At 63.8% G+C, this 15,669-nt stretch carries 11 protein-coding genes and 1 pseudogene; 9 read left to right on the forward strand and 3 right to left on the reverse strand.

Annotated features, from left to right (window positions below; translation table 11 throughout):
- Positions 1-12 precede the first annotated feature (12 nt).
- The gene (locus QK290_RS00820; RefSeq protein WP_282328870.1) at positions 13-1,482 is read left to right on the forward strand and encodes a PAS domain-containing sensor histidine kinase; all 1,470 of its coding nucleotides are present in this window, start codon (positions 13-15) and stop codon (positions 1,480-1,482) included.
- 103 nt (positions 1,483-1,585) lie between these two features.
- On the opposite strand, the gene QK290_RS00825 is transcribed toward QK290_RS00820, so the two are convergent.
- Positions 1,586-1,834, reverse strand: a complete 249-nt coding sequence (locus tag QK290_RS00825; RefSeq protein WP_003804966.1) for a WhiB family transcriptional regulator — start codon at positions 1,832-1,834, stop codon at positions 1,586-1,588.
- A 247-nt stretch (positions 1,835-2,081) separates the two neighbouring features.
- Here QK290_RS00825 and QK290_RS00830 point away from each other — a divergent pair, with 247 nt between their 5' ends.
- Complete coding sequence (locus tag QK290_RS00830) at positions 2,082-2,504, forward strand: hypothetical protein (protein WP_282329069.1); 423 nt, start codon at positions 2,082-2,084, stop codon at positions 2,502-2,504.
- Between the two features lie 15 nt (positions 2,505-2,519).
- Here QK290_RS00830 and QK290_RS00835 read toward each other — a convergent pair whose 3' ends face one another.
- Complete coding sequence (locus tag QK290_RS00835; protein ID WP_282328871.1) at positions 2,520-6,533, reverse strand: FtsK/SpoIIIE domain-containing protein; 4,014 nt, start codon at positions 6,531-6,533, stop codon at positions 2,520-2,522.
- 246 nt (positions 6,534-6,779) lie between these two features.
- On the opposite strand from QK290_RS00835, the gene glf reads away from it, so the two are divergent.
- From glf to QK290_RS00870, 7 genes and pseudogenes are all read left to right on the forward strand, one after another.
- Entirely contained in the window at positions 6,780-7,967 is a 1,188-nt protein-coding gene (glf, locus tag QK290_RS00840) for a UDP-galactopyranose mutase (RefSeq protein ID WP_282328872.1), read from the forward strand.
- Positions 7,964-9,979 (forward strand): glycosyltransferase, encoded by a 2,016-nt coding sequence (locus tag QK290_RS00845; RefSeq protein ID WP_282328873.1) that lies wholly within the window; start codon positions 7,964-7,966, stop codon positions 9,977-9,979. Before glf ends, QK290_RS00845 begins: the two co-directional genes overlap by 4 nt.
- A complete protein-coding gene (locus QK290_RS00850) occupies positions 9,976-10,857 on the forward strand; it encodes an ABC transporter permease (protein ID WP_282328874.1) in 882 nt (293 codons plus the stop codon). Before QK290_RS00845 ends, QK290_RS00850 begins: the two co-directional genes overlap by 4 nt.
- Positions 10,858-11,583 (forward strand): ABC transporter ATP-binding protein, encoded by a 726-nt coding sequence (locus tag QK290_RS00855; protein WP_282328875.1) that lies wholly within the window; start codon positions 10,858-10,860, stop codon positions 11,581-11,583.
- Positions 11,584-11,661: 78 nt separating this feature from the next.
- Positions 11,662-12,321, forward strand: coding sequence for an acyltransferase (locus QK290_RS00860; protein ID WP_282328876.1), 660 nt, complete (start codon positions 11,662-11,664; stop codon positions 12,319-12,321).
- Between the two features lie 11 nt (positions 12,322-12,332).
- Complete coding sequence (locus QK290_RS00865) at positions 12,333-12,896, forward strand: hypothetical protein (RefSeq protein ID WP_282328877.1); 564 nt, start codon at positions 12,333-12,335, stop codon at positions 12,894-12,896.
- 104 nt (positions 12,897-13,000) lie between these two features.
- A pseudogene (locus tag QK290_RS00870) lies at positions 13,001-13,636 on the forward strand (SGNH hydrolase domain-containing protein).
- Between the two features lie 24 nt (positions 13,637-13,660).
- On the opposite strand, the gene QK290_RS00875 reads toward QK290_RS00870, so the two are convergent.
- Complete coding sequence (locus tag QK290_RS00875) at positions 13,661-15,658, reverse strand: DUF6541 family protein (RefSeq protein ID WP_282328878.1); 1,998 nt, start codon at positions 15,656-15,658, stop codon at positions 13,661-13,663.
- Positions 15,659-15,669: the final 11 nt, after the last annotated feature.

Consider the following 15,669-nt stretch of genomic DNA (forward strand, 5'->3'; position numbering starts at 1 on the left):
ACTGGAGGTGCAGTGGCAATCTTTACGGACCCCATCAGGGAACACGCTGATTTCGGGCCGGGCGATGCCGAATGGCTGCACCTCCTGGTGGGCGACTGGCAGATGGTCGCTGACCTGGCGTTCGCTGACCTGGCGTTGTGGTTCCCGCACCCGGATCACGGCTATGTGGCGCTGGCGCACGTCAGGCCGTCCACCACGCACACCGTGTTCCACGGCGACTTTGTGGGCGAGCCCATCCGGCAGGACTTGCAGCCGCTGGTCGACAAAGCCTGGAGCAGCCGTGCCATCGAACGGTCCAGCGAGACCAACTGGAGCACTGACACGGCGTTGCGGGTGGAGGCTGTGCCGATGGTCCGCAACGGCCGGACCCTGGCCGTGGTGACCACTCACATGGACCTGACCAGTTCCCGGATGCCGTCCCGCCTGGAGCTGACGTACCGGCAGTGCGCCTACGATCTCCTCCGGATGGGAACGCTGGGACTGTGGCCCGACTTTGCCTCGCCCACCGGTTCGCGCCGCGGCGCGCCTCGCGTGGGGGACGGCCTGATCCGGCTCGATGCCGAAGGCATTGTGCAGTACGCAAGCCCCAACGGGGTGTCGGCCTTCCGGCGGCTGGGCGACGGCGAGTCGCTGGAAGGCCGTTCCCTGGCCGAGGTGACCGCCGGCCTGCTGAAGGACCGGCGGCTGGTGGACGAGACGCTGCCGCTGGTGGTGACCGGCCGGATGCCGTGGCGCAGTGAGATTGAATCCCGTGGTGTGAGCCTGTCGCTGCGGGCCATCCCGCTGCGGGATGAGCAGCAGCGCTTTGGTGCACTGGTGCTGTGCCGGGACGTCTCGGAGCTGCGGCGTCGGGAGATGGAACTCGTCACCAAGGACGCAACCATCCGCGAGATCCACCACCGGGTGAAAAACAACCTGCAGACCGTTGCAGCCCTGCTGCGTATGCAATCCCGCCGCATGGTCAGCGACGAGGCCAAGCAGGGCCTGGAGCAGGCGATGCGGCGCGTGGCCACCATCGCACTGGTCCACGAGACTCTGTCACAGGGACTGGCGCAGAGCGTTGACTTCGATGAACTGATCGGCCGCCAGTTCAGGCTGTCCGCGGAGGTCGCTTCGCCGTCGCAGCAGGTCAAGACCGAGCGCGCCGGACTGTTTGGGGAACTGCCCAGCGACTTCGCCACCCCGCTGGCACTGGTCATCAATGAACTGGTGACCAACGCCGTCGAGCACGGGCTGGAAGGACGCACTGGCACGGTGTGGCTCATCGCCGACCGTTCCGAAGAGGAGGACGGCGAGGAACTGCTGACCGTCACGATTGCCGACGACGGTGTGGGACTCCCGGATACGCCGCACGTCGAGGGACTGGGACTGCAGATTGTCCGCACGCTGGTCACCAGTGAGCTGGGCGGCACCATCGCGTGGCACCCGCGCGACGGCGGCGGAACGGCTGTCCAGATCCGGCTCAGCCTGGCGCCCAGGTAGCCGGGGGCCTTGCACGTGACTTGACCGTCTCTGACCTAACCGCCGATGGCCGCAACCCGGAAGGGTCGCGGCCATCGGCGTGTGAGGCTGTCGGTGCTAGGGCCTACGACGCGCGGCGGGCGCGTGCGGCGCGGCGCTTGAGGGCGCGGCGTTCGTCTTCGCTCATGCCGCCCCAGACGCCGGCGTCTTGGCCGGACTCGAGCGCCCACTGGAGGCACGTGTCAACGACGGGGCAGCGGCGGCATACGCTTTTGGCTTCCTCAATCTGGAGGAGGGCAGGCCCTGTGTTTCCTACGGGGAAAAACAGTTCCGGGTCCTTGTCGAGGCACGCCGCGCGGTTACGCCAATCCATGCTGATCAGTTACTCCAATTCTGGGATAAGCCGTTTGTGAAATAATTCACTAGTAGCTACAAAGGAAAAGGGCCCTGAGGGGCCCCCTTGGTCATCTCAGTCAACCCTGTCATGTTAACGCTGTGTAAACAAGGGGTAATACAGCTTGAAATCCCCGGATAGCTGAGCGATACGTCACATGGGCATTGCCGACCCCCCGCCACTGTCCGACTATCTCCGGTAGGGTGCCAATGTGTCAAGACCCCCCATGAACCCTGCAGACCCATCGCCATCCACGCGCCCGCGCGGCATTGTGGCGATAGCTCTTGTTGTTGCCGCTGAGGCCACCGCGCTATTGGTTGCCGCCGCCTGGTTCGGCTACGAACTCCTGACCGGTGCGCCGGTCCTGTCTTTTTGGGGAGCCGTTTTTACGTTGGGCCTGTTGCTCGCGTTCTCGGCCTGGCTCTATTCGGTGGGGCACTTCCTCGTCCGTGGGCGCCGGTGGACGCGGGCAACGGCGCTGGTTGCCCAGTTGTTTGTCCTTACTATCGGCGTCCCGACCCTTTCCGGCGGCGTCATTTGGGCGGGGATCGCCATGGTGGTGCCGGCACTTGCGGCCATAGTCCTCCTGTTCGACAAACGCGTCATCAGCTATGCATCCCGGACAGGCGATTCGCCTCCGGCGTTCTAGGCGTGTTCCGGCCATCTATGCGGCCAATCCGTCCAGCGACTGATCCGGCGGTACCCAGCCCAGCTGGACGGCGGTGGCGCGGCCGTTCTGGATGAGAACGCTCCGTCCCGGTGGCGGGTTGGGATCCGCCTCGAAGCGGACCCCAAAGAGGTCACCGTCCAGGAAGGTCCGGGGCGCGATCAGGATGCCGCAGCCCAGATTGCGCGCCTGCAGCGCCAGTGGAACCCGCTGGGCGAGTATCGGACTGTACCCAGCAGTCATCACCACCGTGATTCCGAGCGTGTTGAGGTCGGCAAGGTCGCGGTTGACTTCCTGCGGCAACAGGTCCGCATCGTCAACCAAAGCCACCGAGTTCCGTTCCAGACCGCCCGTTGTGGCTTGGCGCAGAACCCCGGACCAGTAGGCCCCCGGCTCGGCGTCCTGCTCCGGCATAAGCCACGGTCCTGCTTCAGGGTTGACCTTTGGCAGGAGCCGGAGAAAAGACGACTTGCCAGACGAAGGGCCGCCCAGCACGGCCAGCACTCCACCCGCAGGCGCCCGGACGGATACTGGTTCAAGTTCGTCGCCGCCCACGCCGATGCGGAGGACGCGCTGCCCCAGTGGCATCCTGCCTTTTAGTCCAGCCGGGATCTGAATGGCCGACCGGTCGTGGATCCGGGCCGCCGGAACCACGGCCGGCAGCGGCTCCACCCGGAATGGTCGACGCCGCAGGGAAGGCTCCGGCGCGTGGGCTACCCCCGGATCTGCGGCCTCAGCGCCGGCAGCCGTGTAGAACTGGCAGACTGCAGTTCGTCCACCTGACAGCGCGCCCACAGCGACGCCCCTCCCCACCGCGGGCGCTGTCGGAGGCAGTTTCGGCCAGGCAATCCGGCTGTCGTCGCTGGATCCGGTCGGGAAATACACGCGGTTCGGAACGGCTGCGAAGAACCTGGAAGTGACCAGTTCCCGCTGTCCGGAGATGATCACCGTGATACCGGCCCGGCTTCCATCACGGACAAGGTCATGGAGAACGTCCTCGGCCCACGCCAGCGGCCCCGCACGGAAGGCCGAGAGCCAGGATCCACAACCAGCGATCACCAGCACGAGCGGAATGTCGTCGTCAGCGGCGGGACGTCCCAGCCGGAGTGACTGCTCCCGTGCCAGACGCTCCAGGATGCGTACGGCACGGCGAAGCTCGTGCAATCCTGCCATGGCGCCCACCCGGCAGTGGGAAGCCAATCCAACGAACGAACTGTCCGGGTCCAGCACATACAAGTGGGATTCCCGGGCGTGGGATGCCAACCCGAGGACTGCCAGCCGGATGGCCTCGGGCACTCCTGATTCCGGTCCGCCAACAAGGGCCAAGTGTCCGTGGCCGGCAGGTTCCCAGACCAAAGGGGCCGTTCGCTGTTCGGCGGGCAGGTCCATCAGTCCGAGCGTCACGGACCAGCAGGTGGCAGCGCCGTCGGCCTTGGTCCTGTCACTGGCGCCATCGTCGTCGTCAGCGTCGCCTTCAACGGTCCCGGGGGCAGACGAGCCTGCAGGTTCGGGGAGGAGACAGGGGAGCGGTGCAGCAATCGGCTTCCGGATGGCCGGACGGTTCATGGCCTCCCACAACCCGGACAGGGAAGCTATCAACGGGGCTGTTGCCTCGGCAGGCGTCGGTACATAACCGGCGGATCCGGAACCCCCCAGCCCTACAGGGGCATCGATGTATTCGGAGGCCAACCATACCGAGATTCCGGCGGGTTCGGATCGGATGGCTCCGGCTGTCAGGGATCCGGCCTGGAACTCCAGCGGAGCCTCCGTTCCGCGGGCCAGGTAAGCCCTGCCCGGAGTATCGACGCTGATCCCGGCCGCGGCTTTCGAATTGATGATGTCCACGGATTCCATCTCCGACTGGACGCGCAACGCGATGCTGGTCGTGACGTTGGCACGGATGTCGGCTGTCAGTGCTCCCTGGGGCCGTTGCGTGGCCATGATCAGGTGGATGCCCAGGGAACGGCCGATGGCGGCTATCCTCATGAGTTCCCTGAGGGATTCGGGCGCATCCTCTACCAGCATCCGGAATTCGTCGATGACAATCACCAGGTGGGCGAGCGGCGACGCCCGGCCGGCCGACGTTGTCAGGAATGAGGTCAGGTCCGGTGCCTGAACTGCCGCAAGGCTCTCTTCCCGGAATTTGATCTCGGCGCGGAGGGACTGGAGGGCGCGATCGAGTTCATGGCTGCTCAGGTCGGTGAGCATTCCCACGCAGTGCGGGAGTCCGGTCAGGGGTCCCAGTCCCGAGCCGCCCTTGAAGTCCACAAAGAGGAAGTTGATGCGGTCTGGCGAGTAGCTGAGGGCGAGGGCCACAGTCAGGCTGCGCAGGAGTTCGGATTTGCCCGAGCCGGTGGTCCCGGCGACCAGCAGGTGGGGTCCGTCATGTTGGAGATCGAGTGTCCGGACACCCTCAAGACTGCGTCCGATGGGAACGGCAAGCCCGGGCCGGCTGCTGTTCGCTGACCATCGCCTGGATGTTTCGGGCGTGGAGTGGGGGAGCAGCTCTGCGAGCCTGCAGGACGTGGGGATGGACCGTCCCGCACCGACTGGCTGGTTTGCCTCCCGCGCCAGTCGACGGCAAAACCTGTTGAAGACGTCAACGGGCGCCAGGTCAGGAGCGAATCGGATGCTGTCATCACCGTCATTGAACACAGACGAGCGTTCACCGAGTTCCACGTCAGCATTCGTCAGCGCGGACCCGCCTTCGGGGGCATGGATGACCTGCCACCCGTGTTCCAAGGCCGTGGCGGTGATCCTGGCCGAGGACTCCGTGGCGTCCAAAAGCAGGAGCAGGCCGTGTCCATGGGGAGGCCCGAAGCCGCGTTCGAGCAGGGTCCCGAGAGTGCTTGAGATACTGGAAAGGGTGACGCCGTCCAGATACCGTGCGGCGAAAGGGAGATGCTCCGCGTTGCCATGGACGACCACCCGGGTATTCCGGCCCAGCGGATAGCCGACGAGCTGCATCAGGAGTGAGCGCACCAGCCCGTCGACGGCGGCGAGTGGCCCGCGGATGGTAGTGAGGGGTCTGGCCGGACTGAGCGTGAGTGGCAGTGTACCGGCCCAAGGAATTGCGCGGCCCGGATCCGTGGGCTCGAACCGGAGGTTGGCCAGCTGGATGGCCTGGCCCAGCCGCAGCCAGATGCCCTCGTTGGCGACCGGCCCGGCCCGGTCCCTACCTGTTGTATCCCCGATGGTCAGGTCCGAGAGCGGCGGCGCGGCCCGCCGTCGTCGTTCCTGGTCCTGGGTGACAGCGGAACTGACCGAGGCAGCGAGTTCGCGGCGTTGCCGGCGCCCGCCGATCACGGGCACCAGGATGGAGATTGCGGAGACGGCGGTGAAGGCCAGGAACATCCACATTCCGGTCATTACGGCAAGGCCCACGCCGATGACCACCGGCAGGACAGCCGTCAGGAGCAGGGCCGCGCGGTTCGTGGGATCGTCGCGCCGGCTGACAACCAACGGCTCATGAACATCCGTTCCTGCGTCGTCCAGGCCGGCGCCGGAACGCTCAAGGAACACCAATGACATGGTGGAGTTGCCGCAACGAATGGTGGAGCCGGTCGAAATCACGGCATTCCGCACGCGCTCGCCGTCCACCTCGGTGCCGTTGGCACTGTCCAGGTCAACAATCGTGATGGCAGTCTCGGTGACCACCAGGCGTGCGTGGGCGCGCGAAAGGTCGGCGTCGGGGACGAGAATGTCGGCATTGCTGCGGCCTAGGGTGTATGTACCCCGCCGCAGCGGCACGACCGTCCCCGCGCCGGCACCGCTGTGGACCGCCAAGGCCAGTGACGCCGGAGGCTCGGAGGTGCGCTGCCTGGACCTGCGTGCCGTCAGGTCCGCGCCATCGACGAGTGTGGCCCCGTTGACCAGCGGAGGCTGCCCGAGTGTGAGCGAGCTGACATGCCGGCCGTTGACGCTCACCGTGCCCGTCCCAAACTTGCAGGACAGCGCTGCCTGCAGTTCCGCACCGGCAGCCCCGTGTGGACCCCCGATGGTCAGCTCCACGGGTGGTTCCTGCAGAGCTGCGCCCGGGCTCCGAACGAGCGTGCAGTGCAGCGGCATGATGTGTGAGTCCTAACGGTCAGCTTGTCTTCAAGCTAGCCGCCAGGCTGGAGCGTGTCGTGGGGGTGATGCCCGTATGTGGATAAGGACTGAGCCGAAGGATTAGTAGGTCACGATAGGGCCTCGGGTAGGCTGGTGCAGCAGACAATGCGCACCATTGCGCTGCCCGCTTTCGAACCAGGAGATTTTGTGACCGCTGACCTCGTCATCGTAGGGTCTGGCTTTTTCGGCCTGACAATCGCAGAACAGGCCGCCACTGAGCTCGGCTTGAAGGTGGTCGTCCTCGACCGCCGCCACCACATCGGTGGGAACGCGTACAGCGAGAAGGAAGAGCAGACCGGGATCGAAGTGCACCGCTACGGCGCGCACCTGTTCCACACCTCCAACGAGCGCGTGTGGGAGTATGTCAACAGGTTTACCACCTTCACGAACTACGTCCACAAGGTCTATGGAGTGCACAAGGGCGAGGTCTACTCACTGCCCATCAACCTGGCCACCATCAACCAGTTCTTCCGCGCCAACCTGACGCCGGGTCAGGCGCAGGCTCTGATTCAGGAACAGGCTGGCGAACTTGCCGGGACGGATCCGCAGAACCTGAATGACAAGGGCATCCAGCTCATCGGGCGGCCGCTGTACGAGGCGTTCATCAAGCACTACACCGGCAAGCAGTGGCAGACCGATCCCAAGGACCTGCCCGCGGGCATCATCTCCCGGCTCCCGGTGCGCTACAACTACGACAACCGGTACTTCAACGACAAGTACGAGGGCCTGCCCACGAACGGCTACACGGCCTGGATCGAAAAGATGGCGGAACACCCGAACATTGAAGTTCGGCTCAACACCGACTTCTTCGACGAGTCGCACGAGTACAGCAAGAACAAGGTCGTCGGGAACATCCCCGTGATCTATACCGGTCCGGTTGACCGTTACTTCGATTTCGCCGAAGGCGACCTTTCGTGGCGCACCATCGACTTCGAGAAGGAAGTGCTCGACGTCGGCGATTTCCAGGGAACGTCGGTGGTCAACTACAACGACGCCGAAGTGGCCTACACGCGGATCATCGAGCCCCGTCACTTCCACCCCGAGCGCGACTACCAGACGGAAAAGACCGTCGTCATGCGCGAATTCTCGCGTGCCGCCGAAAAGGGCGACGAGCCCTACTACCCGATCAACACGCCCACGGACCGGGAACGGCTGCTGAAGTACCGTGACCTCGCTGCTGCGGAGAAGGACGTCCTCTTCGGCGGACGCCTTGGCACGTACAAGTACCTTGATATGCACATGGCCATCGGCTCGGCCCTGACCATGTTTGACAACCAGATTCGGCCGCATTTTGAAGGCGGAGCGAAGCTTGAAAGCGGAGGCGTAGACGCATGAGTGTCTCAACTGAAAGCACGAACGGCACCGAAAGCTCACAGGCCAACGAAGAACGCTGGGATACGCTCCAGCGGGTTATTCTGCCGAGTGCCAGCCAGATGGATACGGTGCCCCTTTACATGGACATGGGCACTGCCACGGGTATCCAACTGCCCACCGTCGGCGACCGCGACGGAAAAGCCAGCAAGCCCCAGGCCTTCAGCAGCCCGACGAAAGAAGCTCACGTTGAGGACTTTTTGTCTCGCTTCTCGACGTCCGTCCGGTCCGGGGAGCGCGTCTCTTTCGGTAGCTACTTCAACGCTTTTCCTGCCAGCTATTGGCGCCGGTGGACCAGCGTTGAGAAGATCCGCCTGCATGTGCGCACGCAAGGGACCGGATCCGTCATCGTCTACAAGTCGAATGCGCGCGGTTCGCTGCAGCGCGTGGACACCCGCAGGGTGGAGGGCATTTCGGAGAATTTCTTCGAACTGTCCCTAGCACCGTTCGGCGACGGCGGGTGGTACTGGTTCGATCTCGTGGCCGGCTCGGAACCGCTCGTCATGCTGGACGCGGAATGGCAGGGCCCGGCGGCCGAGGGCCAGCCTGGTTCCGTGACGCTGCAGATCACGACGCTTAACAAGACGGACTTCTGCCTCAACAACTTGCGGCTTCTCGCTGACAGCGGCGAGGCGCTGGAACACGTCCACGAAATCCTGATCGTCGACCAGGGATCCCAGAAGGTTACGGATGCGGAAGGCTTTGCGGAGGTCCGGGATTCCCTGCAGGGGAAACTGCGGATTATCAACCAGTCCAACCTCGGAGGCTCCGGAGGTTTTGCCCGGGGGATGTTCGAAGCTGTGGAGAATGGCAGCGATTACGTACTGCTGATGGATGATGACGTCGTCGTCGAGCCTGAAAGCATCATAAGGCTGCTGACGTTCGCGGACCGCTGCAAGACTCCTACGATTGTCGGCGGACACATGTTCGACCTGTACAACCGGACAGTCCTTCATACGTTCGGCGAAGTCGTGAACCCATACCGGTTCCAACCATCGCTGCCCAACGAAGAGATGATTCTTGGACACGACTTCATGTCCTCAAACCTCCGCCAGACGTCCTGGCTGCACCGCCGCTGCGATGTGGATTACAACGGCTGGTGGATGTGCCTGATTCCGACGAAGGTGATTCGCGAAATCGGGCTCTCCCTTCCGCTATTCATCAAATGGGACGATTCAGAATACGGACTTCGAGCGAAGGCTCATGGCGTCCCCACGGTCTCTCTGCCCGGTTCAGCCGTCTGGCATGTATCTTGGATCGACAAAGACGACCTCGTTGGTTGGCAGGCTTACTTCCACGCCCGTAACCGGGTGGTTGCAGCGCTGCTGCACAGCCCCTATGAACATGGTGGACGCGTTGTCCGGGAATCCCAGTACATCGATGTCAAGCACCTGGTGTCGATGCAGTACGCCACCGTGCACGGCCGTGGATGGGCCCTTGAGGACATCCTGAAGGGTCCGGATGCGCTGCGGGACCTGCTCCCGTCCAAGCTGCCCCAGATCCGGGAAATGATGTCAGGGTACTCGGATTCCGTGTTCCGCCCCGACCCGGACGAGTTCCCCGCCCCGAAAATGGACAAGCCTCCACGCAGGGGACACGGGATCTCACAGCCGTCTAAGTTCTCGCTCCTACCATGGGCAGTCAAGACCGTGATCCGGCAGCTCGCATCCCCAGTCAGCGGATCGAACGCCGAGCGGCCGCAGGCGACTGTTGCCCACCAGGACAACCGCTGGTGGCGGATGGCCCAGTACGACAGCGCCGTAGTGTCCAACGCCGAGGGTACCGGCGCCTCCTGGTACCGGCGGGATCCGAAGCAGCTTCGGAAGATGCTGGCCGAAAGCGCACGCCTGCACGCAGAGCTGCTCAAGGACTGGCCGCAACTCAGCCGGAAATACAAGGCCGCAATGAACGACCTCACGTCGATTGAGTCCTGGAGGAAGACGTTCGAGCAACACACTCAGAACGAGGTCAAGTGAGCGGGATCAGTCCCGGGGAACTAACCACGCCCGGCTTGGGCGGCGGCCTGCGCGATCTTCGCCAGTCCAGCTTTCTGCTGAAACTGTTGGTGCGGAAGGAACTCAAGGTCCGCTACCGCGGCTCCGTTCTTGGGCTCCTATGGTCCTACGTTAAGCCCGGTGTGCAGTTCATTGTTTTCTATGTGGCACTTGGTGTGTTCCTCGGGCTGGAACGCAGTCCGAGGAACCCTGAGGGGCTATCAAACTACGCCGTTTACCTGTTTTCAGGCATCGTCCTGATCAATTTTTTCTCTGAGGCGTTGGGCAACGCGGCCAGGTCGATAGTCAACAACGGCAACCTGATCAAGAAGATCTATCTTCCGCGCGAGCTATTCCCGGTTGCGTCCGTATGGGTCTCGGCTGTCCACTTCTTCCCTCAGCTGGTGGTGCTGGTGGCTGGCTGCCTTTTTGCTGGGTGGCACCCAGACGTCTTCCAGCTTCTTGCGGCCGTTGCCGGCTTTGCGATTGTTGGCTTGCTTGCAACCGGTCTGGGGTTGTTATTCGGCGCCGCCAACGTCTACTTCCGCGACTCTGAAAACCTCGTGGACATGTTGCTGATGGTAGCGACTTGGGCCTCACCCGTGATGTACGCGTGGACCATGGTTGAGCAGAAACTCGGCACAACTGCGTTCGCCGTCTACCAGGCAAATCCGGTGACGATCGGCGTCGAGCTCTTCCACTATGCCTTCTGGTTCCCGACGACGGATGGATCCGCTACCATGCCTCCCAATCTGTTCAGCCTCTGGACACCTGTGGGACTGGCAATTGCACTGTTGGTCCTGGTTCTGGGCCAATTCACTTTTCGGCGGCTCGAGGGCCGCTTCGCGCAGGAGTTGTGAGTGGTCAACGCAATCGAAGTCTCTGACGTCAGCAAGCAATTCGTGCTGCGCCATACCCGGTCCATCAAGGAGGCCGTCGTCTGGCTTGCCAAGGGACGAAAAGGCGACCTGTCCGAGAAATTCCACGCCCTGAAGAACGTATCGGTGGAGGTGAAGACGGGCGAGACGGTCGCGCTCTTGGGACTGAACGGATCCGGAAAATCCACGCTGCTGAAGCACATTTCAGGCGTGATGCTGCCGGACTCCGGCACGGTGCGGACACGGGGCCGCGTAGCGGGCCTGATCGAAGTGGGGGCGGGATTCCACCCAGACCTTTCCGGCCGCGACAACGTGTTCCTCAACGGCGCCATCCTGGGGATGACTGAGCAACAGGTCAATGACCGATTCGACGATATTGTCGAGTTTTCTGAGATCGGCCAGTTTATCGACACCGAGGTCAAGTTCTACTCTTCGGGCATGTACCTGAGGCTGGCGTTCTCGGTTGCCGTGCACACGGATCCTGAAGTGTTCCTGATTGACGAGATCCTCGCCGTCGGCGACGAGCCCTTCCAGCGGAAGTGCATCGACAAGATCCAGGAACTGGCCCGGAACGGGAAGACGCTCGTGGTGGTCAGCCATGACCTTGACCTGGTGTCGCGCATCTGCGCGCGGGGAATACTGTTGGAGCACGGAAACGTGCTCTTCGACGGGCCGATTCACGACGCCGTGGCAATGCTGCGCTCCTAGCAGCAGGCCAGCCCGCTCCTGCGGGAGAGAACGTCCAGCAACGAAGCGGACAACTATCGCTCTCAACGGAAGGTAGTTGTGTCATCTTTGCCTGCGCCTCGGCGCGACATCCAAGGCCTCAGGACAGTGGCCGTGGGGCTGGTCATCGTCTACCACATCTGGCCGCAGGTACTGCCGGGCGGCTTTGTTGGCGTCGACGTCTTCTTTGTCATCTTGGGTTTCCTCATCGTCCGATCGCTCGTCCGCGAAGTCGAGGCCACCGGACGGGTGTCCGTGCGGTCCTTTTACGCAAAGCGGATCAGGCGGCTGCTCCCGGCGGCCAGCCTGGTCCTGCTGGCAACCCTCGCGGCGATGGTGCTCCTACTCCCGCAAAGCCGATGGCAGTCGATCTCCTTCGACGTGATCATGGCGGCCCTGCAGGTCCAGAACTGGAAGCAGGCGTTCGGCTCCGGCAGCTACGAAGGAGCCACGGCCCTTGTATCGCCCGTCCAGCATTATTGGTCGCTGGCCGTCGAGGAGCAGTTCTACCTGGTGGTGCCGCTGTGCCTGTTGGCTGCGGCCGCCTTGGCCCGAAAGTCCGGCCTGCCCAGGACAACGGCGTGTCTCTACCTGATCGTTGCGCTGTCAGCGGTTTCATTTGTCCACAGCATCGCCTTCTTGGCAGCGGACCAGGACGTCGCCTACTTCGCCACATCTACCATGTCTGGGAACTCGGCCTCGGCGGTATCCTCGCACTGACCGCCCCGCGGTTGCAGCTGGGGGAACGGACGGGGCGGCTTCTGGGGTGGGCCGGGCTGGCGGCGGGCATCGAACCGGAAAGGACGGACGACGCCGGGCGCTTTTGCGCGTCGTCGCTGCTCGCTGTCGGACCGGCCAAGTTCCTTGGGGACATCTCCTATTCCCTTTACCTGTGGCACTGGCCCGTGGTCGTCTTCTATGTCTTCCACCTCGGCAGGACGCCCAGCTTCCTTCACGGATCGGTGATAGCGCTGATCATTCTGGCCTCGGCGATTGCGTCCTACTACCTTGTCGAACAGAGGTTCCGCGTGCCGCTCCGGCATCCGCTGGGGAGCCCCGCGGGCGGCCCCACTGGCCGGTCCCGCAACCGTGGCGCGTTTGTCCTGGGTTCCGGACCCGTGGCTGCAGTCTTCTTGGCCGCGGTGGCGCCATGGGGAATCGTCGAAGCGAAACCCCAGCAGTTGGACGGTGCCCTTAATCTTCGCCAGTATCCGGGCGCGATGGCGCTCGACAGGGACCGGCCGGCGGCAGTGCCATCCGGCTCGCACTGCGGCCGGACCCGGCCGTGGCGATGAAGGATGTGCCGTTGACGGGCGGCAACGAGTGCGGCGCGTTCGATCCCTCCACGATGGTCGATGAGGCGTGCCGTTACGGTCGTCCACACGCGGAGCGGACCATGATGGTAGTTGGTGATTCACATGCGGGCCAGCTGATTGACCCCCTGCTGCTGGTGGGGGAGCAGGCTGGCTGGAACGTCCAGGCGATGGTCCGGAACGGCTGCCCGTTTTCAGCCGCACCGCCGGAATCTACGGATACGGTCTTCAATAACTGCCCCCACCAGAACCGGGTGTCGCTGGAGCGCATCCTGCACCGGAAGCTCGACCTTGTGGTGGCCTCCGGAATGACGCCCTCCGGCTATCGGCGCGCCTTATAGTGGGGGTGGAAGGACCCGGAGTCGCTCGTGTCCGGGTACTTGGCCATGCTCCAGCCGCTCCGGGACGCCGGCATCAGGGTCGCCGTCGTAATGGACATCCCCTATCCTGACTTTGCGGCACCGGATTGCGTGCAGGCCCATGGGCCGGCCGCCGAGGCGTGCACGGTCCGGCAGCAGGCCGGGGACCGTCCGGAGGATCCGTTGGCCGCCGCGGCCGCGAGGGTTCCCGGCGTGGATTTCATCGACCCTTACCCCTACTTCTGCACCGACGGGGCCTGCCCCTCGGTGGTTGGCAATGTGTTGGTGTATCGGGATAACCACATGACCAACAGTTTCGCCCGGACACTCGCCTCGCCGTTGGCAAGGATGCTCCGCCTGTAGACGCGGAGGTGCCGCAAGCGGGCATCACTGGCAGGCGGTCACTTCAAAGAGCTTGGCGTCACCATGGCGGGCCAGCAGTTCAAAGCCCGGCGTCGCATCGGGGATCTGCAAACCAACGAAGCCGTGGTTTCCTCCGTGCACCTCCCGCGTTCCAAAGTCGAGTACATAACGGACGTTGTCGGCACGTGCGGCGGGACAGACAGAGGGATCGGTGCTGGCCTCCCGGAACTTGTCGTTAAGTAGCTCAGTGGCCTTCGTGTACGTCGTGAGCGTGTGCTTGGACGTCGTATTGCGGTCGGCAATGGCGAAGGCCATTGCCCCTCCTGTCCAGGGGTTTACGGCGATGGTGGCATCTGCCGGGACCAGACTGTCCAGTTCCTCGATCAGGGCCATCTCGTCGGAGCTGACCAGCGCGGAGTCCGGCGTGGTCGAGTAATTGGCTTTCGCCGACTGGATGGAAGCGGACAGCGGCATCATCTGGGTCACCAGGACCGCCGCGAGGATCACCAGCGGAATAACAGCGGGCACTATCACGCGTGACTTCCGGAGCCCCTCCGGGAGGAACTTTACCGAGCCACGGTGCGTCACCCAGGCGTGCTGGAGCTTCCCGACGAGCCAGCCGGTACCTGCAGCCGCCAGCGGGACGGCCGCGACGGGCAGAAGTGCCGCCAGGCGGTAACTGTCGTTGTACCAGACACCTGTGAGCGTATTGCGCAACCAGCCATTCGGGCCGGCGGAGACCACAACGAACAGAGCCGCGATGACGGCGAATGACCCGAGCAGCCAGATCCGCTTGTGACGGCGGCACAGGACCGCCACGCCGGCGATGAGCAGGATGCTGACCGCCCAGGCGGGGGGACGCTGCATGGCGGAGTTGGTGATGATCTCACCGATAGCCTGGCCCGGCGTCTGGAAAGGCAGCCAGGTGGCCGCCGCTGCCGGCGGACGAATGTACTTCCACATCACCGCAACGACGCCGAGAATGCCGAGCAATCCGGCGCCCATGAGGAGGGTACCCTTGTGGCCGCGGCCGTTCCGGTACCTGGCCAGTGAGAACCCCACGAAGGAGACCACCAGGATGGGAATGGAGAGCGCCAGGAGGGACATGAGCCCGTTCGGATGGGCAATCGCGACGCCAATTGCTGCCACCGGAGCCAGGATGAAGCGGGCCATGCCCATTGGTCCCGGTGCGTCGCTGACGCCAAAAAACATGCTGACACATGCAAGGGACGCCGGGATCAGGCTGACGGACAGAAAGTTCGGGTACAACACACCGAAGTCCAGCAGGAGCAGCGGGAAGGATCCAAAGCCTGCAGCCAGGACTCCCGCGGCGGCCACGGCGTAAGCGTTCGGTCCGATGACCGTGCGGGCCAGGAACATGCAGCCGGCGGTCCAGACAGCAGCCGCGATGCAGATGTTCAGGATGTTGACGGCGACGCTGATCTGGGCGCCGGTCATCTGCACCAGGAGGGACGCCAGTCCGTGCCAGGCAGCAGGGTAGAAGTAGGGCGGGCTGTCTCCGCTGGTCATGCTTGACAGGGTCAGCGACGACGCGTTGCCGGAGTCCAGGATGTACCGGATGGCGTTGAGGTGAAAAACGTTGTCGAACGTCTGGGAGATGTTCTCAGGCCTGCCGAACGCCTGATGGAGCTGCAGGGCGATCGCCGTGGAACCCGCGAGGAAGCCCACAGCAGCCACCACGTCGGCCTTCGCCGGCTTCCGAAGGGCCCAGCGCCCAAGGGGCGAAGCGCCATTGGGCGCACGTCGCTGCCGGAACAGTCGGACGCCGAACAGCAGTCCAGCCGTCAGGAGAGTGGATGCCAGAACGGGAAGCGGGGACCAGCGGATACCTAGAAACGGCGCCGCGATGGCCGTGACTGCTACGAGGCTGACTGTGAGGACCGGAGCGACAGCCATGTACGACCAGCGCTGAAGACCGAGTGCGGCAAGGAGCAGAGCGCCGGGTGCGAACAGCAGAACCAAGCACGCCAGAACGACGGGCACGGTAGCAAACCAACTCATTGAGACTCCAC

Source organism: Pseudarthrobacter sp. AL07, from assembly GCF_029960665.1.
Classification (GTDB): domain Bacteria; phylum Actinomycetota; class Actinomycetes; order Actinomycetales; family Micrococcaceae; genus Arthrobacter.